Here is a 21,347-nt window from a genome sequence, read left to right as displayed (position 1 = left end):
ACGGTCGGCCCTCGGTGTACACGCCGAACGACTGACTGCTTCACCACGCCACATCACGCTCTTGAACTGGCCTTTTGTGATCGCGTGGGGTGGCAGTGGAGTGTTGGGGGTGGAAAGTGGTGGAAAGTGGGGTACTGTGGCATCACTGGGTGAGACGGACCGGACGTCGAACCCGGTGGGGCAGGAGGTGGCGACATGTCCGTGCGATTTGTCGGCACCTACACGCCCAAGCTCGACGACAAGGGGCGACTGACGTTGCCCGCCAAGTTTCGCGACGCGTTGGCAGGAGGGGTGATGGTCACACGAGGCCAGGACCGCAGCCTGTCGGTGTATCGAGCCGAGGAGTTCGATGCCATCGCCGAGCAGACCATGGCGGCCTCGCGCAACAACCCCGAAGCGCGGGCCTTTCAGCGGTACTTCTTCGCGAGCACCGATGAACAGCGCCCGGATGGGCAGGGCCGGATCACCCTGTCGGCCGAACATCGGACATACGCGGGCCTGTCGAAGGAATGCGTGGTGATCGGTGGCTTCGACCACCTCGAGATCTGGGACGCGCAGGCCTGGCGCGACTACCAGAGTGAACACGAAGAAGACTTCTCCGCCGCGGGATCTGCTGCGTTGGATGCCGTGCTCTGAGCGACGTCCACCGGCAGAAAGACAGCTGAACAGCGGATCGGGTGGGTCGAGGCCTCGGCCCGACGCGACCCTGGCGTACTTCCCCAACGCCAGGTGCGTGATCGGGTCGAGACCCCGCCCCATCGGACACGCCGGCACGGATGGTGCCGACGTCAACGTCACAGGGGTCGACTCCCACCGAGATCGGCCCGAACCGCACAGTCCGAGGAGAGGGCCGGTGAACGAACGACACGAGGAGCCGGAGGAGCCCGCCGGGGCGTCCCGCGGTTCGTCGCAGTCCCGTCGCTCGGGCGACTTCGGCCACCTGCCCGTGATGGCCGACCGAATGATCGAACTCCTCATGCCGGCGCTGTCCGGGACACGCAGCGACATCGATCCGGTGGTGGTCGATGCGACGCTCGGTGCCGGCGGACACACCGAACTCCTCGTGAATGCACACCCTCGCGTCCGGGTGATCGGCATCGACCGCGACCCCTCGGCCCTCGCCATCGCCGGTGATCGGCTCGCGCGACAAAAAGATCGGGTGGTTCTGCGGCAGGCGCGCTTCGACGAGATCGCCGACGTGGTCGCCGACCTGGGTATCGATCGGATCGACGCCGCGCTGTTCGATCTGGGCGTCTCGTCGATGCAACTCGATCAGGCCGACCGAGGGTTCGCCTACGCGGTCGATGCGCCCCTGGACATGCGGATGACCTCGTCCGAGACCGTCACCGCCGCAGACATTCTCAACACCTACTCGCATGGCGACCTGGCGCGCATCCTCTCGCAGTACGGGGAGGAGCGGTTCGCGGGGCGAATAGCATCGGCCATCGTGCGCGAGCGGGAGCGGCAGCCGTTCGACACCAGCGCCCGACTGGTGCAGTTGCTCTACGACACCATTCCGGCGGCGACCCGGCGGACCGGTGGGCATCCGGCCAAGCGGACTTTTCAGGCGCTGCGCATCGAGGTCAATCACGAACTCGACGCGCTGGAGCGCGCCTTGCCGGCGGCACTGTCGCTGCTCCGGGTCGGCGGCCGGGTCGCGGTGATGAGCTACCAGTCGCTCGAGGACAAGATCGTCAAGCGGGAGTTCGTCTCCCGCACCACATCCACATCGCCCAAGGGCCTCCCGGTGGAACTGCCCGGATCGGCGCCGGACTTCCGGCTGGTCACCCGGGGTGCGGAGCGTGCCGACGCGGCCGAACAGGCTCGCAACCCACGATCGGCTCCGGTCCGTGTCCGGGTGATCGAACGTGTCGAGGAAAAGGATCGCCGATGACGCTGCTGCACGACACCGACGTCGACACCGATGACGCAGAGGAACACGGCGCCCGGCGACCGGGCCGGACTCGGCGCACGTCCGCGGACCGCACCACGCGGACCACGAGATCAGCTGCGGCACAACGGGCCATTGACCGTCGAGCGAAGCGTCGCGAGCGGGAAGTGCGCACGGCCCGCGTGGCCGAGCGCTCGGCTGCCAAGGTGTCCGGGCGGACCCGACGGGCGGTGTCGCTGCGCGCCCGCATCACCTCGGTGCCCTTCGTCGTGCCGGTGATCGGATTGCTCGTCGTCGGGCTGGGGCTGAGCCTGTGGCTGTCGACGAAGGCAGCCGCCGACTCCTACCGGCTGGGCGAGGAGCGGCAGCAGAACCAGGCGTTGCTGGACAAGCGTGACTCCCTGAAACGGACCTACGAATCCAGTGATTCCGCACCGGAGCTGTCCGACAAGGCCGCCCGGCTCGGCATGATCCCCGCGCGCAACCCGGCGCGGATGATTGTCGACGGACCGGGCAAGCCGCGTGTCGTGGGCGACCCCGAACCCGCGCAGGGCAAGGCGCTGCGGTCGATCAACCCACCGACCGAACCGGACCCGGTCGCCACCATCGACCCGAAGAAGGTCGACGATTCCCAGGGGCTGCCCGGCACCGCCGTCGAGTCCGACGAGACGACCGAACCCGATGGCGGTGACGCATCTGGGGATTCGACGGATTCGGAACAATCGCAATCTGATTCGCCGGATGACTCCGCTGCCGGGGCGACCTCGACGCCGGCTCCCGAGGCCGGCTCCGATGTGCCGGCGAGTCCCGGCACCGTCGCACCCGCTCCGAATGTGCTGCCGCCGAACGGCAACGCGCCGAGCGCAAATTCGGCGGAATCGCGGTAGGCGAGCGGACAATTGGCAACCATGACACGTGCCGTCTTCCAGCGCCTCGACGCGGGTGGATCGGGAAGCGGACGAGGTGGGTCACGAGGTCGGGGGTCGGCGCCCTCCGGACGCGGACCCCGGCGTCCCGACTTCTTCCTCGGACGCAGCCGGATCGCCGGGGTCATCGTGATCCTGGCGGTCCTCGCCGTCGCCGTCCGGATGGTCGTCGTGCACACCATCGAGGCGTCCTCGATTTCCGCAGAGGCCGCCCAACAGCGCGAGTACACACAGGTGCTCACCGCCAAGCGTGGCGCCATCCTCGACCGCAACGGCCGACCGCTGGCCTACACCGACGAAGCACGGGCACTGACATTTCTGCCGCAGGCGGTGCGCACGTCGATCGCGGAGGCGCATCAGCAGGATGACGCCCTGCCCGATGTCGACGAACGACTCGCCGAGATCGCCAAGGGGGTGTCGTCGGCGCTCGGCGGATCGATCGCAGAACCGGATCTCCTCGACAAGCTCACGAGCGACGACACGTTCGTCTACCTCGCGCGCTCGGTCAGCCCCGAGGTGGCCGCCACGATCACCTCGGAGTTCCCTGAGGTGGGGGCCGACCCACAGGCAATCCGGCTGTACCCGGGTGGATCGTTGGGCGCGAACATCATCGGCGACGTGAACTACGACGGCAACGGACTGATCGGACTCGAGGCCTCGCTCGACTCGACATTGGCGGGCACCGACGGTTCCAAGACCTACGACCGCGGCTCGGACGGCGCCGTCATTCCGGGCAGCACCCGCAACGTCCATCCCGCCATCAACGGCGCCGCGGTGCGTCTGACCATCGATTCCGATGTGCAGTGGTTCGTGCAGAGCCAGGTCAACGCGGCCAAGGCCGCCTCGGGCGCGAAGAATGCCTCGGCGGTGGTGCTCGACGCACACACCGGCGAGGTGATCGCGATGGCCAACGACAACACGTTCAATGCCGCACAACCACTCGAGAACCAGCAGGACGCCGACCTCGGCAACCGTTCGGTCACCTCGCCGTTCGAACCGGGTTCGGTGAACAAGATCATCACCGCGGCCGCGGCGATCGAATACGGCGTCACCACTCCGACCGAGGTGCACCGGGTGCCCGGCAACATCCACATGGCCGGCGTCACCGTCAACGACGCCTGGGCGCATGCGGTGGAGCCGTACACCACGACCGGGATCTTCGGTAAGTCGTCGAATGTCGGCACACTCATGCTCGCCCGCAAGGTCGGCGAGAAGCGTTTTGCCGACATGGTCAACCGGTTCGGTCTCGGTCAGCGCACCGGGGTCGGTCTGCCCGCCGAGAGCGCCGGTGAGGTGCCCGCGCTGAGTCAGTGGTCCGGCGGCTCGTTCGCCAATCTCCCGATCGGCCAAGGCCTGTCCATGACCCTGCTGCAGATGACGGGTATGTACCAGGCGATCGCGAACGACGGATTGCGCATTCCGCCGCGGATCCTGCTGTCCGAGCAGCGCGACGGGCAGCCGGTGGATGAGATGACGCGACCGGCGGCGGTCCGGGTGGTGAGCCCGCAGACGGCCACCACCGTGCGCGATATGTTCCGCGCCGTGTTGCAGAAGGACCCGATGGGCGTGCAGCAGGGAACCGGTTACACCGGAGCGGTCGCGGGGTATCAGATGTCCGGCAAGACCGGCACCGCGCAGCAGGTGGATCCCGAATGTGGCTGCTACTCGAACTCGCGGTACAACATCACCTTCGCCGGGATCGCCCCCGCCGACGATCCGCGGTACGTGATCGGGATCATGCTCGACAATCCCAAGCGCAGCTCGGACGGCTCCGGCGGTCAGTCGGCGGCGCCCATGTTCGGCACCATCGCCTCCTGGCTGATGCAGCGCGACCGGGTGCCGCTGTCGGCGAAGCCACAGCCGCGTCTGACGCTGGAGGCGAACTGACCCGTTCACCGATGACCGCCGGTCGGCGCGGACATGCCTGTCCCGGCCTCTCCGGTACACGGCGGTGCGGGGACTGACGGTATCGTGAGTGAGTTCCGGCGTGCCCGGCCCGGGCCGTCCGTGAAGAGCAGCGAGGAGGCGGGAGCAAGGAGATGGCGTCGACTCGCCGTAAGCGTACGAAGGTCGCTGCGGGGATGCTTCGGCCGACCACCGTGTCCCCGACCCCGGTGTCGGTGTTGTCGGCGTCCACCGGAGCCCGCGTCGATCTGATCGGCACCGTGCCGGCCGACGTGGCGGTCACCGGCGTGACCCTGCGCGGTCAGGACGTGCAACCGGGTGACCTGTTCGCGGCCCTGCCGGGGGATCGCACCCACGGTGCCCGATTCGCCGACCAGGCCGTGGCGGCCGGCGCCACAGCTGTGCTGACCGATCCGGCCGGGCGGGCGGAGCTGTCGCGGGTCCTCGGCCCCGACCTGGCGTGTGCGGTCCTCGTGCACCCGAAGCCGCGCACCGTCCTCGGTCAGCTCAGCGCACGCATCTACGGTCATCCGTCGCGGCGGATGAAGCTGATCGGCATCACCGGCACCTCCGGCAAGACCACCACCGCCTACATGGTGGAGGCCGCCCTGCTCGCCGCCGGGCACTCGGTCGGACTGCTGGGCACGGTGCAGACCCGGATCGACGGCGTCGCCCAGCCGAGCACGCTCACCACACCTGAGGCGCCCACCCTGCAGGCACTGCTGGCGACGATGCTCGAACGGGGTGTCGACACGGTGGTGATGGAGGTGTCCAGTCACGCGCTCGCGCTGGGTCGGGTCGACGGCGCCCACTTCGCGATCGGCGCGTTCACCAATCTCTCGCAGGATCATCTCGACTTCCATCACACGATGCGTGCGTACTTCGACGCGAAGGCCCAACTCTTCACCCCGGGTTCGTCGACGGCCGCGGTGCGGTCGGTCATCTGTGTGGACGACGAGTGGGGTCGACGCATGGTGGAGGTCGCCCGGGGCGATCCACGAACCGGCGATCGCCCCGGAGCGCCGGTCACCGTCTCGACGGGGCCCGTGCCCGCCCAGTGGCACGCCGGTCCGTCGACGATCGACGCCGACGGACGCCAGCATGCGGAGGTCAGCGTCGACGGCGGCGCGCACCACGAACTCACCGTTCCGCTGCCCGGGCGGTACAACATCGCCAACGCGACCACGGCACTCGCGATCGCGGTCGCGGTGGGGGTGCCCACCACGACCGCGGTGGAGGCGATCGCCGGGGTGTCGGTGCCGGGCCGTCTCGAACGGGTGGATCGCGGGCAGGATTTTCTCGTCGTGGTCGATTACGCGCACAAACCCGCAGCCCTCGAAGCGGTGATCGCGACCCTGCGGGAGCAGACCCGCGGACGGGTAGCGGTGGTGGTGGGCGCCGGTGGCGACCGGGACACCGGAAAACGGCCGATGATGGGGGAGATCGCCGCGCGGGGTGCCGACCTCGCGATCATCACCGACGACAACCCGCGCACCGAGGACCCGGCCGAGATCCGGACCGAGGTGCTCGCCGGCGCCCGGTCGGCCGATCTGCCGCCCGGCAGTGCCGAGATCCGGGAGATCGGTGACCGCGCCGAGGCCATCTGGGCCGCCACCCGCTGGGCGCAACCGGGTGACACGGTGTTGATCGCCGGTAAGGGACATGAGACCGGACAGGAGATCGACGGGATGAAGCATCCGTTCGACGACCGCGTGGTGGCCGCCGAGGCGCTCGACTCCGCCCGCGCATCCATCGGCACCGAGGACTCGTGATGGCACCCACGGTGCTGGTGGCACCGGTGTCGGCCGGCGTCGACGAAGTACGTGCGATGCTGCGCGACCTCGTCGAGGCCGCTGCGGCCGCTCGGAGTTCGTCGCCCCGGGTCCGCACCTGGGCGGTCTTGGGCGAACTGCCGGACACCGACGACAAGTCGGAGAACGAGCGGGTGATCGAACACGACCGCCTCGGTCGTCAGGCCGTGCGGCTGGCAGTGGACAAGACGATGTGCGTGGGCCACACGCGCGCGGTGCGCGCGCTGCATCAGGGCGCGGTCATGGAAGGCTCATGGGGGGACGAGGTGCGCATGGTCGCGACCGCCGACGAGGCCGGTGCGGCACTGGCCGACGATCCTCGGTGGCGGCCCGGATCCGACGACGTGATCCTCGTGGCCGGTGCCGACCCTGCCGTCATGGCGCTCGCCGGGATCTGGCAGGAAGGCCGGGTATGAGCCGACAAAGCGCGCGGGCGGGGACAGATGACGACGACCGAGAGGCAGCGACGAGCGTGACAGGGCACAGGCCGGTGGAGCAGACGGCGGCACGGCAGACGGTGGCACGGCAGACGGCGGCACGGCAGACGACCGGGCAGGCTGGGACGCGCCGGTGACACAGATTCTGATCGCGGGCGGGATCGCGCTGGCGGTGTCGATCCTGCTGACCCCGCTGTTGATCCGGCTCTTCACCCGGCAGGGCTTCGGCCAGGAGATCCGGGTCGAAGGGCCGCAGAGCCATCAGACCAAGCGCGGTACCCCGTCGATGGGCGGTGTGGCGATCCTGGTCGGGTTGTGGGCGGGTTACCTGGGCTCGCATCTGGTCGGCATGTTCACCGGTGGCACCGGCGTCACGGCGTCGGGCCTACTCGTCCTCGGGCTCGCGACCGCACTCGGCGGTGTCGGCTTCCTCGACGACATGATCAAGATCCGCAAGCACCGCAATCTGGGTCTCAACAAGACGGCGAAGTCCGTCGGGCAGTTCGCCGCCGCGATCTTGTTCGGTGTCCTCGTGCTCCAGTTCCGCAACGACGCCGGGTACACGCCGGCGAGCACCAACCTCTCCTATGTCCGCGACATCGACGCGATCTCGATGTGGTCGGCGGTATTCGTGGTCTTCTGCTGGCTGGTCGTCGCGGCATGGTCCAATGCGGTCAATTTCACCGACGGCCTCGACGGTCTCGCCGCCGGTTCGATGGCGATGGTGCTCGGTTCGTATGTGCTGGTGACGTTCTGGCAGTACCGCAACGCCTGCACCGGCGGACCCAAGACGACGGAGGAGATCACGCCGGGCTGCTACGTGGTCCGCGATCCGCTCGACCTCGCGCTGATCGCGGTGGCCGGTGGCGGTGCGTGTCTCGGGTTCCTGTGGTGGAATGCGGCGCCGGCCAAGATCTTCATGGGCGACACGGGCTCGCTGGCCCTGGGTGGCATGTTGGCCGGGTTGTCCATCACGACCCGCACCGAACTGCTCGCCGTGGTGATCGGGGCGCTCTTCGTGGCCGAGATCGTCTCGGTGGTCATCCAGATCGCGTTCTTCCGCACCACCGGCCGGCGCGTGTTCCGGATGGCACCCTTCCATCATCATTTCGAACTCGGCGGCTGGGCGGAGACGACGGTGATCATCAGGTTCTGGCTGCTCACCGCGATCGCGTGTGCACTGGGCCTGTCCCTGTTCTACAGCGAGTTCCTGGCCGTCAGTGGCTGAGCACATCGACGTCGACATCGCTGCCATCGCCGGCGCCGCCGTGCTGGTGGCTGGTGCCGGCACCGCCGGGCGCTCCGCGGCACGGCACCTGGTCGGGCTGGGTGCCGACGTGACGGTGGTCGATGCCCGGTTCGGCGAGGAGACCGACGACGAACTCGCCGCCGCCGGGGTCGGGCAGATCTCGATCGATGCGCTGCTTGCCGGTACCACCCGGCTCGACGCGTTCGCACTGGTGATCGTGTCACCGGGTTTCGCGCCGTCGCACCCGCTGATCACGCAGCTGCGCACCGCCGGACTGCCGGTGTGGGGTGAGGTGGAACTGGCGTGGCGGATCGATCGGGCAGGTCTGCTCGGACCGCCGCGGACCTGGCTGGTCGTCACCGGCACCAACGGCAAGACCACGACGACCTCGATGCTCGCCGACATCGTCGCCGGTGCCGGTCGCGCGGCGGTGGCGTGCGGCAACATCGGGTTGCCGGCCCTCGACGCCATGGCTGGGCAGCCGCGGGTCGACGTCCTGTGCGTCGAACTGTCGTCCTTCCAGTTGTTCTGGGCGCCGTCGGTGGCACCGGAGGCGGGCGTCGTGCTCAATGTGGCCGAGGACCACCTCGACTGGCACGGGTCATTCGACGCCTACGCGCAGGCGAAGGCCACCGCCCTGCGGGGCGCGGTGGGAGTCGTCGGTCTCGACGATCCGGTCGCGTCGGCCTTGCCGGTCCTCGGCCGCCGGGTGGGCTTCACCCTCGGCGATCCGCGTCCCGGCGAACTCGGTGTTCGTGACGGGATGCTCGTCGACCTGGCGTTCGGACCCGGCGGCACCGCGCGCGACCTCGTCGAGGCGTCGGCGATCCACCCGCCGGGACCGTCCGGGGTGGCCGACGCGCTGGCCGCCGCATCCCTGGCGCTGGCCGCAGGTCTGACCCCGCGCGAGGTCGGTGCTGGTCTGCGCGTATTCCGTCCGGCCGCCCATCGCGGGGAGGTCGTCGCCACCGTGGCGGGTGTGGAATACGTCGACGACTCCAAGGCAACCAATCCGCATGCGGCGCACGCCGCGATCCTCGGCCATCGGCGCGCCGTGCTGATCGCCGGCGGTCTGCTGAAGGGCGCCGCGGTCGACGACATGATCCGCGACACCCGAGATCGACTCGCCGGTGTCGTGGCCATCGGCCGGGATCGTGAGCTGATCGTCGAGGCGATCGCGCGACACGCCCCAGAAGTCCCAACAGTCACAGTATTCACAGGGGACGATGGGCGGGTGACGGTTCAGTATGCTTCCGCGACTCCGGAGACGGACCGCAACGCGGATTTCCCGGCGACGATCCCCGCGCACAGCATGCCGCCGCGGGCCGCAGACGAGCCGGCACATGCGGTGATGACGCGCGCGGTCGAGGTGGCGGCCCACCTCGCCGCATGTGCCGAGGATCGGCCGGACACGGTCCTGCTGGCGCCGGCCGCCGCGTCACTGGACATGTTCGGTGGCTACGCCTCCCGGGGTGACGCCTTCGCCGACGCCGCCCGGGCGCTGCCGGATGCCCGGTCCGCCGGCGGGTCGTCGCGATGAGCGCGCCGACCGAGCCGGCGTCGTCGGCCGGTCGCAGCGAGCCCGACGCGCGATCCGGCTCCCGATCGTCGTCCGGCGGTTCCTGGCCGGCCGCGGTCGTCGAGGCGGTCCGCAACCTGCTGTCGCGGCCTCTCGCGTCGTATCACCTGATCCTGACCATCGCCTTCCTGCTGACCGTCTTCGGTCTGGTGATGGTGCTGTCGGCATCGTCGGTGGAGGGATACTCCAAAGAGGGATCGGCTTACGGCCTGTTCGCGACACAGGTGATCTTCGCGCTGCTCGGCCTGTGCGGCTTCTACGTGATGCTGCGGCTGCCGGTCCGGCTGCTGCGGCGGGTCGCGGCGCCGCTGATCGTCGTCACCACCATCCTGCTCGCCTTGGTGCTGGTGCCGGGAATCGGCACATTGAGTCAGGGTGCCCGCCGCTGGTTCGTCGTGGGCGGCCTGTCGGTGCAGCCGTCCGAGCTGGTGAAGGTGGCACTGTGCGTGTGGGGTGCGCACCTGCTCGCGTCCCGGCGTCGGGAGAACGCGTCGCTGAAGGAACTGCTCATCCCGTTGTTGCCGGTCTCGATCCTGATCTGCGTGTTGATCGTGCTGGAGCCCAACCTGTCCACCACGATCACGATCGCCATCATCGTGGGCGCCCTGCTGTGGTTCGCCGGTCTGCCGGTCAAGGTCTTCCTCTCGTTCGCCGCGGTCGGCACCGTGATGGCCGTGGTGCTCGCCCTCGTCGAGGGTTACCGGTCGCAACGTGTGATGAGCTTCCTGGGCAGCATCGATGATCCCCAGGGCGCCGGATACCAGGCCCGCCAGGCGACCTTCGCGCTGGCCAACGGCGGAGTGTTCGGTGTCGGTCTCGGACAGAGCAGCGCCAAATGGAACTATCTGCCCAACGCCCACAACGACTTCATCTTCGCGATCATCGGTGAGGAACTCGGGCTGGTCGGCGGGCTGCTGGTGGTGCTGCTGTTCGCGATCCTGGCCTTCATCGGCTTCCGGATCGCCGCGCGCTCGGTCGATCCGTTCCTGCGACTGATGACGGCCACCGTGACGGTGTTGATCACCGCGCAGGCGTTCATCAACATCGGCTACGTCGTCGGCCTGCTGCCGGTGACCGGTATCCAGTTGCCCCTGCTCTCGGCGGGCGGTACGTCGACATTGACCGTGCTCGCGATGCTCGGGCTCCTGGCCAACGCCGCGCGCCATGAGCCCGAGGCGGTGGCCGCGCTGGTCGGCGGCGATCGCGGCCGATTCGGGCGTTGGCTCCGGCTGCCCGCGCCGGTGCCGTACCGGCCCAGCCGGGCCGACGCGCTGCGGGACCGACTCGATCGGCAGCGGCCCGACCGGGCTCGGCGGACCGCCACACCGCCGGCGGGGCCGTCGGTCTTCTCGCGCCTGCGGCCCGGTGGCGCGCGCGAGCAGAGTTCACCGTCCGGCCGGCGCTCGGCCGGGCGCAGCCGGGCACCGCGCACCTCGGCCGTCCGGGTCGACTACCGTACGGGGTATTCCGGCAGCCGCGGGAGCGGTGATAGCGCATCGGCCGCATCGCGCACGCGAGGCAGTTCGAACCGTGGGGGACCCGACGGTGCCACCGCGACCACCGATCGGGGCAGGTGGTCGGGATCGAGCAGGCCGTGGACATCGACCGGACGTGCCCCCGGCGCGCGGCGCTGACGCCGGTCGGGAGCCGTCCACCGGAGTGCGGCGGCAGGACGAACCGCGGTGACATCACCTCCGCGGGAACACCAGCGGGCGAGAATGGAGTAGTGCAGCGGTGAGTGCTGAGCGAGGTGGGTCGCGGTCGGATCGACCGCTGTCGGTGGTCGTGGCCGGAGGCGGCACCGCCGGTCACATCGAACCTGCGCTCGCCGTGGCAGACGCGGTGACCCGTCTGGACCCCACCGCACAGGTGACGGCACTGGGAACCACCCGCGGCCTGGAGACCACGCTGGTCCCCGAACGCGGCTACCAGCTCGAACTCATCCCACCGGTGCCGTTGCCCCGCAAACCCGGCATGGAGTTGGCCAAGACGCCCGCCCGACTGGTCGGCGCGGTGTCGACTACCCGTTCGGTGCTGGCCGCCGTCGGTGCCGACGTGGTGATCGGATTCGGCGGATACGTGTCGTTGCCCGCATATCTGGCGGCCCGCATGCGGGTGCGGGCCCGCAGCCGATTGCCGATCATCATCCACGAGGCCAACGCCAGTGCCGGAATCGCCAACAAGGTGGGCGCCCGGTTCGCCGATCGGGTGATGGCCGCGGTCGCCGGTTCCGGTCTCGAGGCCGAGGTGGTCGGCATCCCGGTACGCGGGGTCATCACCGAACTCGATCGGCCCGAACTGCGTGCCAAGGCCCGGCACTACTTCGGTCTGGACGAGGATGCCCCGACGCTGCTCGTCTTCGGCGGGTCGCAGGGGGCGCAGCGGCTCAACGAGGCGGTCGCCGGTGCGGCCGGTGCGCTCGGTGACGCCGGTATCGGCGTGCTGCACGCCTATGGCCCCAAGAACTCCATTTCCCCGGTCTCGCCGCCGGGGGCACCGCCGTATCGGGGAGTGGGTTACCTCAAGCGGATGGACCTCGCCTATGCCGCGGCCGACCTGGTGATCTGCCGTTCCGGTGCCATGACCGTCGCGGAGATCTCGGCGACCGGGCTGCCTGCAGTCTATGTCCCGTTGCCGCACGGCAACGGGGAACAGCGACTCAACGCGCTGCCGGTGGTCGAAGGCGGTGGCGGCGTCATGGTCGACGACGCCGAGTTGACCGCCGACTGGGTGGCCCGCGAGGTGCCCGCCCTGCTCGCCGACGCCGACCGGCTCGACCGGATGTCGACCGCGGCCGGGCGGACCGGTCACCGAGGTGCGGCCGACGCGGTCGCGACGGCGGCACTCGAGCTCGCCGCCGAACGCCGTTCCGGTTCCTACCGGGCGCGGCTGCGGACCGCGTTTCGCTCGCCCGGATCGAGCGTCGAGCGGTGACAATGGGCGTACGACAGGACGCGACCGGCGGCTACCGCCGGTACACCGCCCGGGAGGTGACACGATGAGCAGCGGACCGACCGCACCCGTCGGCGACCTGCCCGAGCAACTGCGCCGGGTGCACATGGTCGGTATCGGCGGCGCCGGGATGAGCGGGCTGGCCCGGATTCTGCTCGCTCGCGGCGGTCAGGTGTCGGGGTCCGACGCGAAGAACAGCCGCGGGATACTCGCGCTGCGTACCCGCGGAGCTCGCATTCAGGTCGGACACGACCCGTCGGCGCTCGATCAGCTACCGGGCGGCCCCACCGTGGTGGTCACCACCCATGCCGCAATCCCGAAGACCAATCCGGAGCTCGTCGCGGCGCGTTCGCGCGGCATCCCGGTGTTGCTGCGGCCGCATGTGCTCGCGGAGTTGATGGTCGGCTATCGGACGCTGTTGGTCGCCGGCACGCACGGTAAGACCTCCACCACGTCGATCGCGGTGGTGGCGCTGCAGCACTGCGGTCTGGACCCGTCCTTCGCCGTGGGCGGCGAACTGAACGAATCGGGCACCAACGCGCACCACGGCAGCGGGCCGATCTTTGTCGCCGAGGCCGACGAGAGTGACGGATCACTGCTCGAGTACGCGCCGGATGTCGCGGTGGTCACCAACATCGAGGCGGATCATCTCGACTTCTTCGGGACCCGGGAAGCCTATGTGCAGGTTTTCGACGACTTCGCCGAGAAGGTCCGGCCGGGTGGCACGCTGGTCGTGTGCCTCGACGACGAGGGTGCGGCCGCTTTCGCCGGACGATGTGCCGAAGCGCTCGCCGAGCGCGGGGTCGCCGTGCTCGGCTATGGCGAGGGACGCCATGCCACGCTCGCCCCGTCCGTGCCGAACGTCGCCGCCCTGCTGTCGTGGGCCCCGCGCGGTGCCGGCGGTGTGGCCCGGGTGCGTTTCGGTCGGCCCGTCGTCGAGCCCGCCGTCGAGCGGGAGATGCAGCTGACGCTGCCCGGACACCACATGGCGCTCAACTGCATCGGCGCGACCGTCGCCGGCACCGTGATCGGCGCCGCACTGTCGTCGGTGATCGACGGGGTGGCCGCGTTCAGCGGGGTGCATCGGCGATTCGAGCTTCGCGGGCGCGCCGGCGGCGTCGCGGTGTACGACGACTATGCACATCACCCGACCGAGGTGCACGCGGTGCTGACCGCGGCGCGTCAGGCCGTCGAGAGTGGGGCCGACCCGGTGTCCGCATCGGCCGACGCCGACGCCGGCCGGGTGATCGCGGTCTTTCAGCCACACCTCTACTCGCGCACAGCCGAATTCGCCGATCAATTCGCCGCCGCACTCGATCTGGCGGATGAGGTGGTGATCGCCGACGTCTACGGCGCCCGCGAGGAACCGATCCCCGGCGTCAGCGGTGCGACCATCGCCGATCGGGTCACCCGACCGGTGATCTTCGTGCCCGATCTCTCGACGTTGGCGCGACTTGTCGTGGAACGTGCGCGACCGGGCGACGTGGTGCTGACGCTCGGTGCCGGTGACATCACCATGCAGGGCCCCGAGATCCTCGCAGAACTGCGTCGGGTGAGTGAGACTGGTGGGTCGGACGGTGACGGCTCGGTGCCGGGGACCACGTCGCAGGGGCCCACCTCGTCGTCCGGAACCGAACGGCGCGGGCCGGCCACGGCCGACACCGCGGGAACCCAGCCATGACCCGTCCCGGACGTGCACGGATCGGCCGTACTCCGCGCCGGTCACGGCTACTGCTCGGCACGCTCGCGGTGATCATGCTGGTGGTGGGGCTCGGACTGATTGCCTACTACACGCCGCTGATGGCTGTTCGCTCCACCGACGTCCGGGCGAATGAGAGCGTGCCCACCGATCAGATCGTGGGTGCCGCCGACGTCGCCGACGGCACGCCGCTGCTGCAGGTCGACACCCAGGCGGTGGCGCAGCGCATCGCGGCGATCCCGTCCATCGAGTCGGTGCGGGTGCAGCGCAGCTATCCGTCGTCGTTGACCATCACCGTGGTCGAGCGCCAACCGGTGGTGAAGGTGACCGACGGCCAGAAGGTCCACGTGCTCGACCGTTCCGGCGTCGGATACCTCACCTACGACACCTCGACCGGGGTACCACCCGAGATCGCCGCCCTGCCGGAGTTCAACACCCCCAATCCCGGGCCCGGCGATCCCACGACGGTCGCGGCGTTGGGTGCGGTGCACCAACTCCCGGAATCCATCTCGAGTCAGCTCGTCGCCGTCTCCGCCTCGTCACCGGTCGACATCCAGTTCACGTTGAAGGGTGACAAGACAGTCGTGTGGGGCGACAGCGAGCGGGGCGCGGAGAAGGCCCGCACCCTCAACGCGATCCTGACGCGGCCGGCCTCCACCTACAACGTGTCGAGTCCGGAGTTCCCGGCCGTCAAGTGATTCCGCGACCCGGTCGCGAGTTCTTCCTCCTGCTGTGTCAAGGTCCCCCGGAAGCTGCCGGGGGAGGATCGCACACCGGGCGGACGAACCGATCGTGGGTCACTGCGCGGCACGTGCATCGAAAAATGTGCGCCAACTTCGCGACACGCCGCGCGCTTGCTGGCGGCCCGGCCATCGGATGCCTAGCGTCATCCCCAACATCCAACTACTTGACATAACTCTAAATCTATGGTTCAGGTTTAGAGTTTCGGATCGAACGAGGAAGGCGGGCACATGACGCCACCGCACAACTACCTGGCCGTGATCAAGGTCGTCGGCATCGGCGGCGGCGGCGTCAATGCCGTCAACCGAATGATCGAGCAGGGGCTGAAAGGTGTTGAGTTCATTGCGATCAACACCGACGCCCAGGCTCTGCTGATGAGTGACGCCGACGTCAAACTCGACGTCGGACGCGACTCCACCCGCGGCCTCGGCGCGGGCGCCGACCCCGAGGTCGGCCGGCGTGCCGCCGAGGACGCGCGCGACGAGATCGAGGAGTTGCTCAAGGGAGCGGACATGGTGTTCGTGACCGCGGGCGAGGGAGGCGGCACCGGCACCGGTGGGGCACCCGTGGTCGCCTCGATCGCACGCAAACTCGGCGCATTGACCGTGGGTGTGGTCACCCGACCGTTCTCCTTCGAGGGCAAACGTCGTGGCGGTCAGGCCGAGGCCGGTATCACTGCGCTGCGTGAGTCGTGCGACACCCTGATCGTGATCCCCAACGACCGGCTGCTGCAGCTCGGTGACGCCCAGGTCAGCCTGATGGATGCCTTCCGCAGCGCAGATGAGGTGCTGCTCAACGGTGTTCAGGGCATCACCGACCTGATCACCACCCCCGGCCTGATCAACGTCGACTTCGCCGACGTGAAGGGCGTCATGAGCGATGCCGGCAGTGCGCTGATGGGCATCGGTTCCTCGCGTGGGGAGGACCGCGCCAAGAAGGCCGCCGAGGCGGCGATCAACTCGCCACTGCTCGAAGCGTCGATGGAGGGTGCGCGAGGTGTGCTGATCTCCATCGCCGGCGGCAGCGATCTCGGCCTGTTCGAGATCCACAACGCGGCCACCCAGGTGCAGGAGGCCGCGCACGAGGACGCCAACATCATCTTCGGCACGGTCATCGATGACAACCTCGGTGACGAGGTCCGGGTCACCGTGATCGCGGCCGGATTCGACGGCGGCGCACCGCGCAAGCGCACCGACATCCCGGCCGCGGCAGGTAAGTCGACGGTCGCTTCCGGCCAGGCGGCGCCCACCGCGTCGAGGTCCAAGGACAACGACCCGCTGTTCGGCAAGGTACCGGCCGGGTCGGGCGACCCGTTCACCGACGAGCAGCCCGAGCGGCCGCGACGCAACAACGTCACGCTCGACGATGACGACGTCGATGTGCCGTCGTTCATGAAGCGCTGAGCCGTTCCGTGCGGGTACGCCGCGTGGTCACCGGTCGCTCCGGCGGCGTCTCGGTGGCGCCCTACGACTCGTTCAACCTCGGCGATCATGTGGGCGACGATCCGAAGGCCGTGTCGGCCAACCGAGATCGGCTGGCCGACCAGATCGGCCTGCCATCGTCGCGGATCGTCTGGATGGAGCAGATCCACAGTCGCAACGTCACGGTGGTGACCGGGCCGGTCGATGGGCCGGTGCCGGCGACCGATGCCCTCGTGACCACCGAGCCGGATCTGGCGCTGGCCGTGCTGTCGGCCGATTGTGTGCCGGTGCTGCTCTCCGACGACGAGGCGGGAGTGATCGCCGGAGTACATGCCGGACGCGTCGGCGCCCGGGTCGGGATCGTGCCCGCGACACTGCGCGAGATGATCCGACTCGGTGCCCGGCCCGAACGGATGGGTGCTCTGCTCGGACCGGCTGCCAGCGGACGACACTACGAGGTGCCGTCACATATGCAGCGTGACGTCGAGGAGCATCTCCCGGGCAGCGCCTGCGTGACCGAGCAGGGAACCGCCGGACTGGATCTGCGGGCGGGCCTGCGACGGCAGTTGCTCGCGGCCGGCGTGGCCGCCGTCGCCGCCGATCCGCGGTGCACCATCGAGGACCCGGAACTCTTCAGTCATCGTCGAGGCGCCCCCACCGGTCGGCTGGCCTCGGTGATCTGGATCGATCCGGCCGCGCCCGAGGCCGGCGATGAGCGGATCTGAGTCGCCCGGCGTCGCGCGTCGCGCGGAACTCGCGCGCGGCTATGCGGCCGCCCGCGAGCGACTCGACGCCGCGGTGACGGCTGCCGGGCGCAGCCGCGGTGACGTGGAATTGCTGGTGGTGACGAAATTCTTTCCGGCCGTCGATGTGCGCCACCTGATCGACCTGGGCGTGCGGACCTTCGGCGAGTCCCGCGAGCCCGAGGCGAGTCGCAAGATCGACGAGATCCGCACCGGCGGAGCCGACGATGCCGCCGTCGCCGCCGCCGAGTTCGACATGATCGGCAGTGTCCAGTCGAAGAAGGCGAAATCCGTTGCGCGGTGGGCTCGGACCGTCCACTCGGTCGATCGCGCCAAGGTCGTCGACGCCTTGTCGGCGGGCGCCGAGGCGGCCCTCGATGCCGGGACGCGCAGTGCGGATCTGCACATACTGCTGCAGGTGAGTCTTGACGGTGACCCGCAGCGCGGGGGTGTGACGGTCGAGGACCTGCCCGCCCTCGCCGAACATGTCCGGGGCGCGGGCGGGCTGGCCCTGCGCGGGCTGATGGCCATCGCGCCGGTCGAGGGTGCGGCGGAGCAGTGGATGGCCCGTGCGCAGCAGATCCACACCGACTTCCTGGTCGACCATCCCGACGCCCGGGAGCTCTCCGCCGGCATGTCGGGCGATCTCGAGGAAGCGGTCGCGCACGGATCGACGTGCGTGCGTGTCGGTACCGCGATCATGGGACGGCGCCCGCTAGTCTCTCAGTAATCACATTGGTCACATGAGAACCAACGAAATCAAGATCAACAACTGCACCACTGCACTGCTCCCCGGCAGCGTTGGACAACAGAGAGGCCAGCTATGACCACGATGCAGAAGTTCAAGGCGTATTTCGGCATGGTGCCTCCGAGTGACTACGAGGACGACTACCTGGAGGAGCCGGGCGGGCCGGCGCGCGGAGGGCGCTCCTACCGTGACGACTACTACGGCGATGGCGGCTATCGCGAACCGGGTTTCCGTGAGGGGCCCCGCGACGCCGACTTCGCCTATGTCGACGACCGACGTTTCCCCGGGGAGTTCGAACCGCAGGCCTTCGTGCCTGCCGGCTACGACCCCAACGGTTACGACGCGGGCTTCGAGCCGGTTCCGGAGTACGCCTACGCCGGGGGGCGTCATGGCGGAGAGTCGATCGAACGTATGCGTGCCCCGCACCGGCTCGAACCGTTGCAGCGCTCGGGTATGCGCGCCGCGGGTGCCGTGCGGTCGGGTGGGGGCACCGATCAGCGCGCCGAGCTCGAACGTGTCTTCGCCGACGGTCCGCTGCACAAGATCACCACGCTGCGGCCGTCGGACTACGGTGAGGCCCGCACGATCGGTGAGCGCTTCCGTGACGGCAACCCGGTGATCATGGATCTCGTCGACATGAGCAACGACGACGCCAAGCGCCTCGTCGACTTCGCCGCCGGCCTGGCCTTCGCGCTGCGGGGTTCCTTCGACAAGGTCGCCACCAAGGTGTTCTTGCTCTCGCCCGCGGACATCGACGTCTCGCCGGAGGACCGCCGCAAGATCGCCGAGACCGGCTTCTACAACCACGCCTGACCCCCGATCTCGCCCCACCGTGCCCTCGACCCCGACCACCGTCGGCGCCGCTGACCGGGGGGTTGCGGCACAGGCGCGACATATCAGGCAACCTTGAGACGTGACGATTCTGTTCCAGGTTCTCTACTACCTGCTGTTCATCTACTGGCTGTTGTTGCTCGCGCGACTCGTCGTCGAGCTCGTCCGGTCGTTCGCGCGTGAGTGGCGGCCCACCGGTCTGGCCGTCGTGGTCATCGAGATCGTGTTCACCGCGACCGATCCGCCGATCCGTGCGCTGCGCCGAGTTCTGCCACCCATCCCGCTCGGCCCGGTGCGTCTGGATCTGTCCCTGATGATCGTGATGATCGTCGTGCTCATCGCCATGCAGGTGGTCAGCTCGCTCAGTCGCAGCTCGGCGTCGGCACTGGTGGGCCTGGCGTGACCGTACGGCTTTCGACGGTCGATCCGCCCGTCCTCCCGACACGCCAACCGTGACCACTTCGTGACCATCGACCCGCGGTGGTCTACCGTTGAGTGTCATCATCGAGTGACCGTGCGATTGCGAGACAGCAACGATCGTCTGCTACGAACGGTTCTCGTGTGACAGGATTTGACGCCAGTTACCCAGTGGACTGGTATGAATAAACAGTGACAGCCTGCAGCAGAGATTTGTGCAGACCGCGTGGTGCTGCCAACTGAAGACAGGCTTGATCCGGCCAACCGAATACAGACAGTTCGACAGACAAATGAGGGGAACCGACATGCGGCTGACACCAGCTGATGTGCACAACGTCGCGTTCAGCAAACCGCCTATCGGTAAACGCGGCTACAACGAGGATGAAGTCGATCAGTTCCTCGACTTTGTCGAGGCCGAACTGGCGCGGCTCATCGAAGAGAACGGCGACCTGAAGCAACGTGTCGAGGAACTCGAGGGCGACCTCGCCGACGCTCGCTCGGGGGCGCCCGCCGCCGATTCGACCGCGGCTGCCGAACCGGCGGCCGAAGAGCGGACCCAGGTGTTCGCCACGGCCCCGGCTGCCGAGACGCCGGCTGCCGCGCCGCAGCCGGAGTTCAAGGACGACGATGCGAATGTACGGGCCGCGCGAGTCCTGGCGCTGGCTCAGGACACCGCCGACCGCTTGACCTCCACGTCGCGTCAAGAGGCCGACTCGCTGGTCGCCGACGCCCGGTCACGGGCCGACGCGATGGTGTCCGAGGCGCAGTCCAAGGCCGACGCCCTGTTGTCGGACGCCCGGCAGCGTTCCGAGGCGATCCTGGCCGATTCGCAGACCCGCTCGGAGGCTCAGGTCCGTCAGGCCCAGGAGCGCGCCGATGCATTGCAGAGCGACGCCGAGCGCAAGCACAGCGAGATCATGGGCACCATCAACCAGCAGCGCACCGTCCTCGAGGGTCGGATCGAGCAGCTCAAGACCTTCGAACGGGAGTACCGGACCCGTCTGAAGACCTATCTGGAGTCCCAGCTCGAGGAACTGCAGCAGCGCGGCAGTGCCGCACCGGTCGAGGGCGGTCGGTCCGACTCGTTCTCCTCTGATCCCGGCAACGGCGGTTTCACCAGCTACTCCCCGAGCTAATCGGGGACAGGCGGGAGGATTCTCGTGCTGACACTGGCCCTCGCGGCGACGCTCGTGGGGTTCGTGTTGCTGGTACTCGGGCTGATCACCGGCACCCTCTGGCTGGCGATCTCGTGCATCGTGGTCTGCCTGGCCGGATTGGGCTTCCTGATCGCCGACGTGGTCGGGAAGGGGCGCCGCGGAGCCGACGACGAGCCCACGCTGGCGGATTTCGTCGAGTCCGACGCTCGCCCAGAGCCGCATCCGCACCCGCGGACCGCGGACGGGAGCGATCGGTCTGCCGGTGATGGCCCCGGCGCGCCCGAGGCACGGTCGGCGCCCGGTGGACCGAAGCCGGCACACGGATCGTCTGTCGGTCGCTCCGATGAAGAGCCGCCACGGAGTGTTCCACCGGCCGGCGGCCGACACGGTCGTGCGCCCGGAGTGCCCGCAGCGCAGCCGGAACAACAATCGGCGCCGAATCGGGACAGCAACTACGACGACTACCTGAAGTCGGTGGGTGGATATCCCGCTGCTCCGCCGCCGTCGCCCGAGTCCGATCCCGGCCACGGCGGGTCCGGAGCCGACGCCGCCGTGACGGAATCGTTTCCGTCTCCGCCGGGACAGGGCCCGGTATCCCCACCGCCGTCTTCCGCGCCATCCACGCTCGGTGACGAACACGGTGACCCGGATCGATCACCGGAACAGCGCCGCCAACGATTCGATCCGTTGGACCCCAACTGGCACCCGCCGCTCGACTGACCCCTCGGGAGCCATGCGGTTCCACCGGTGACTTCCGGTCGCTTTCTCACTCGCCGGTGGCGGGCGTGGGGCAAGCGATTGGTCCGGGCGGCATGCCGCGGGCTACACTCGTTGCTGCGT

19 protein-coding genes are annotated in these 21,347 nt (G+C 68.9%); all 19 read left to right on the top strand.

The genetic code is table 11. From position 1 onward, the window contains the following. Positions 1–195: 195 nt before the first annotated feature. Positions 196–636 carry a division/cell wall cluster transcriptional repressor MraZ gene (gene mraZ / locus NWF22_RS00165; RefSeq protein WP_160901153.1) on the top strand — a complete coding sequence of 147 codons (441 nt, stop codon included), beginning with the start codon at positions 196–198 and terminating at the stop codon, positions 634–636. Positions 637–949: 313 nt separating this feature from the next. Beyond that, complete coding sequence (gene rsmH, locus NWF22_RS00160) at positions 950–1,894, top strand: 16S rRNA (cytosine(1402)-N(4))-methyltransferase RsmH (protein WP_233751005.1); 945 nt, start codon at positions 950–952, stop codon at positions 1,892–1,894. Next, entirely contained in the window at positions 1,891–2,778 is an 888-nt protein-coding gene (gene ftsL, locus NWF22_RS00155) for a cell division protein FtsL (RefSeq protein ID WP_160901155.1), read from the top strand. Before rsmH ends, ftsL begins: the two co-directional genes overlap by 4 nt. Positions 2,779–2,799: 21 nt before the next feature. Beyond that, the gene (locus NWF22_RS00150) at positions 2,800–4,704 is read left to right on the top strand and encodes a peptidoglycan D,D-transpeptidase FtsI family protein (RefSeq protein WP_160901156.1); all 1,905 of its coding nucleotides are present in this window, start codon (positions 2,800–2,802) and stop codon (positions 4,702–4,704) included. Between the two features lie 152 nt (positions 4,705–4,856). Beyond that, positions 4,857–6,494, top strand: a complete 1,638-nt coding sequence (locus tag NWF22_RS00145) for a UDP-N-acetylmuramoyl-L-alanyl-D-glutamate--2,6-diaminopimelate ligase (protein WP_160901157.1) — start codon at positions 4,857–4,859, stop codon at positions 6,492–6,494. After that, entirely contained in the window at positions 6,494–6,949 is a 456-nt protein-coding gene (locus tag NWF22_RS00140) for a UDP-N-acetylmuramoyl-tripeptide--D-alanyl-D-alanine ligase (RefSeq protein ID WP_160901158.1), read from the top strand. Before NWF22_RS00145 ends, NWF22_RS00140 begins: the two co-directional genes overlap by 1 nt. A 154-nt stretch (positions 6,950–7,103) precedes the next feature. Beyond that, a complete protein-coding gene (gene mraY, locus NWF22_RS00135; protein WP_160901159.1) occupies positions 7,104–8,198 on the top strand; it encodes a phospho-N-acetylmuramoyl-pentapeptide-transferase in 1,095 nt (364 codons plus the stop codon). Continuing rightward, complete coding sequence (gene murD / locus NWF22_RS00130) at positions 8,191–9,759, top strand: UDP-N-acetylmuramoyl-L-alanine--D-glutamate ligase (protein ID WP_258321273.1); 1,569 nt, start codon at positions 8,191–8,193, stop codon at positions 9,757–9,759. Before mraY ends, murD begins: the two co-directional genes overlap by 8 nt. After that, positions 9,756–11,432 (top strand): putative lipid II flippase FtsW, encoded by a 1,677-nt coding sequence (gene ftsW, locus NWF22_RS00125; RefSeq protein ID WP_160901160.1) that lies wholly within the window; start codon positions 9,756–9,758, stop codon positions 11,430–11,432. The genes murD and ftsW overlap by 4 nt, the downstream gene beginning before the upstream one ends. Positions 11,433–11,532: 100 nt before the next feature. Beyond that, positions 11,533–12,732 (top strand): undecaprenyldiphospho-muramoylpentapeptide beta-N-acetylglucosaminyltransferase, encoded by a 1,200-nt coding sequence (gene murG, locus NWF22_RS00120; RefSeq protein ID WP_160901161.1) that lies wholly within the window; start codon positions 11,533–11,535, stop codon positions 12,730–12,732. Between the two features lie 64 nt (positions 12,733–12,796). Further along, the gene (gene murC / locus NWF22_RS00115) at positions 12,797–14,431 is read left to right on the top strand and encodes a UDP-N-acetylmuramate--L-alanine ligase (RefSeq protein WP_160901162.1); all 1,635 of its coding nucleotides are present in this window, start codon (positions 12,797–12,799) and stop codon (positions 14,429–14,431) included. Beyond that, positions 14,428–15,147: a cell division protein FtsQ/DivIB gene (locus tag NWF22_RS00110; protein WP_160901163.1), complete on the top strand. Its 720-nt coding sequence runs from the start codon at positions 14,428–14,430 to the stop codon at positions 15,145–15,147. Before murC ends, NWF22_RS00110 begins: the two co-directional genes overlap by 4 nt. Before the next feature lie 273 nt (positions 15,148–15,420). Next, positions 15,421–16,593, top strand: a complete 1,173-nt coding sequence (gene ftsZ / locus NWF22_RS00105; protein ID WP_160901164.1) for a cell division protein FtsZ — start codon at positions 15,421–15,423, stop codon at positions 16,591–16,593. Between the two features lie 8 nt (positions 16,594–16,601). Then, positions 16,602–17,336, top strand: coding sequence for a peptidoglycan editing factor PgeF (pgeF, locus tag NWF22_RS00100; protein ID WP_160901165.1), 735 nt, complete (start codon positions 16,602–16,604; stop codon positions 17,334–17,336). Then, a complete protein-coding gene (locus NWF22_RS00095) occupies positions 17,323–18,084 on the top strand; it encodes a YggS family pyridoxal phosphate-dependent enzyme (protein WP_160901166.1) in 762 nt (253 codons plus the stop codon). The genes pgeF and NWF22_RS00095 overlap by 14 nt, the downstream gene beginning before the upstream one ends. 93 nt (positions 18,085–18,177) lie before the next feature. Then, a complete protein-coding gene (locus tag NWF22_RS00090) occupies positions 18,178–18,915 on the top strand; it encodes a cell division protein SepF (RefSeq protein WP_160901167.1) in 738 nt (245 codons plus the stop codon). A 100-nt stretch (positions 18,916–19,015) separates the two neighbouring features. Next, complete coding sequence (locus tag NWF22_RS00085; RefSeq protein ID WP_160901168.1) at positions 19,016–19,336, top strand: YggT family protein; 321 nt, start codon at positions 19,016–19,018, stop codon at positions 19,334–19,336. Between the two features lie 319 nt (positions 19,337–19,655). Beyond that, complete coding sequence (gene wag31 / locus NWF22_RS00080) at positions 19,656–20,486, top strand: DivIVA-like cell division protein Wag31 (RefSeq protein WP_160901169.1); 831 nt, start codon at positions 19,656–19,658, stop codon at positions 20,484–20,486. Between the two features lie 24 nt (positions 20,487–20,510). Beyond that, positions 20,511–21,227 carry a hypothetical protein gene (locus NWF22_RS00075; RefSeq protein ID WP_160901170.1) on the top strand — a complete coding sequence of 239 codons (717 nt, stop codon included), beginning with the start codon at positions 20,511–20,513 and terminating at the stop codon, positions 21,225–21,227. Positions 21,228–21,347 lie beyond the last annotated feature (120 nt).

It is taken from the genome of Gordonia mangrovi, assembly GCF_024734075.1.
Classification (GTDB): domain Bacteria; phylum Actinomycetota; class Actinomycetes; order Mycobacteriales; family Mycobacteriaceae; genus Gordonia; species Gordonia mangrovi.
Note: the sequence above shows the minus strand (reverse complement) of the source record. Positions and strands in the feature narration are given on the sequence as shown.

What these genes read in the sequence shown, in the direction of transcription:
- mraZ (WP_160901153.1), top strand. Translation starts at nt 196, where the DNA reads ATGTCCGTGCGATTTGTCGGCACCTACACGCCCAAGCTCGACGACAAG.
- rsmH (WP_233751005.1), top strand. Translation starts at nt 950, where the DNA reads ATGGCCGACCGAATGATCGAACTCCTCATGCCGGCGCTGTCCGGGACA.
- ftsL (WP_160901155.1), top strand. Translation starts at nt 1,891, where the DNA reads ATGACGCTGCTGCACGACACCGACGTCGACACCGATGACGCAGAGGAA.
- NWF22_RS00150 (WP_160901156.1), top strand. Translation starts at nt 2,800, where the DNA reads ATGACACGTGCCGTCTTCCAGCGCCTCGACGCGGGTGGATCGGGAAGC.
- NWF22_RS00145 (WP_160901157.1), top strand. Translation starts at nt 4,857, where the DNA reads ATGGCGTCGACTCGCCGTAAGCGTACGAAGGTCGCTGCGGGGATGCTT.
- NWF22_RS00140 (WP_160901158.1), top strand. Translation starts at nt 6,494, where the DNA reads ATGGCACCCACGGTGCTGGTGGCACCGGTGTCGGCCGGCGTCGACGAA.
- ftsW (WP_160901160.1), top strand. Translation starts at nt 9,756, where the DNA reads ATGAGCGCGCCGACCGAGCCGGCGTCGTCGGCCGGTCGCAGCGAGCCC.
- murC (WP_160901162.1), top strand. Translation starts at nt 12,797, where the DNA reads ATGAGCAGCGGACCGACCGCACCCGTCGGCGACCTGCCCGAGCAACTG.
- NWF22_RS00110 (WP_160901163.1), top strand. Translation starts at nt 14,428, where the DNA reads ATGACCCGTCCCGGACGTGCACGGATCGGCCGTACTCCGCGCCGGTCA.
- ftsZ (WP_160901164.1), top strand. Translation starts at nt 15,421, where the DNA reads ATGACGCCACCGCACAACTACCTGGCCGTGATCAAGGTCGTCGGCATC.
- NWF22_RS00095 (WP_160901166.1), top strand. Translation starts at nt 17,323, where the DNA reads ATGAGCGGATCTGAGTCGCCCGGCGTCGCGCGTCGCGCGGAACTCGCG.
- NWF22_RS00090 (WP_160901167.1), top strand. Translation starts at nt 18,178, where the DNA reads ATGACCACGATGCAGAAGTTCAAGGCGTATTTCGGCATGGTGCCTCCG.
- wag31 (WP_160901169.1), top strand. Translation starts at nt 19,656, where the DNA reads ATGCGGCTGACACCAGCTGATGTGCACAACGTCGCGTTCAGCAAACCG.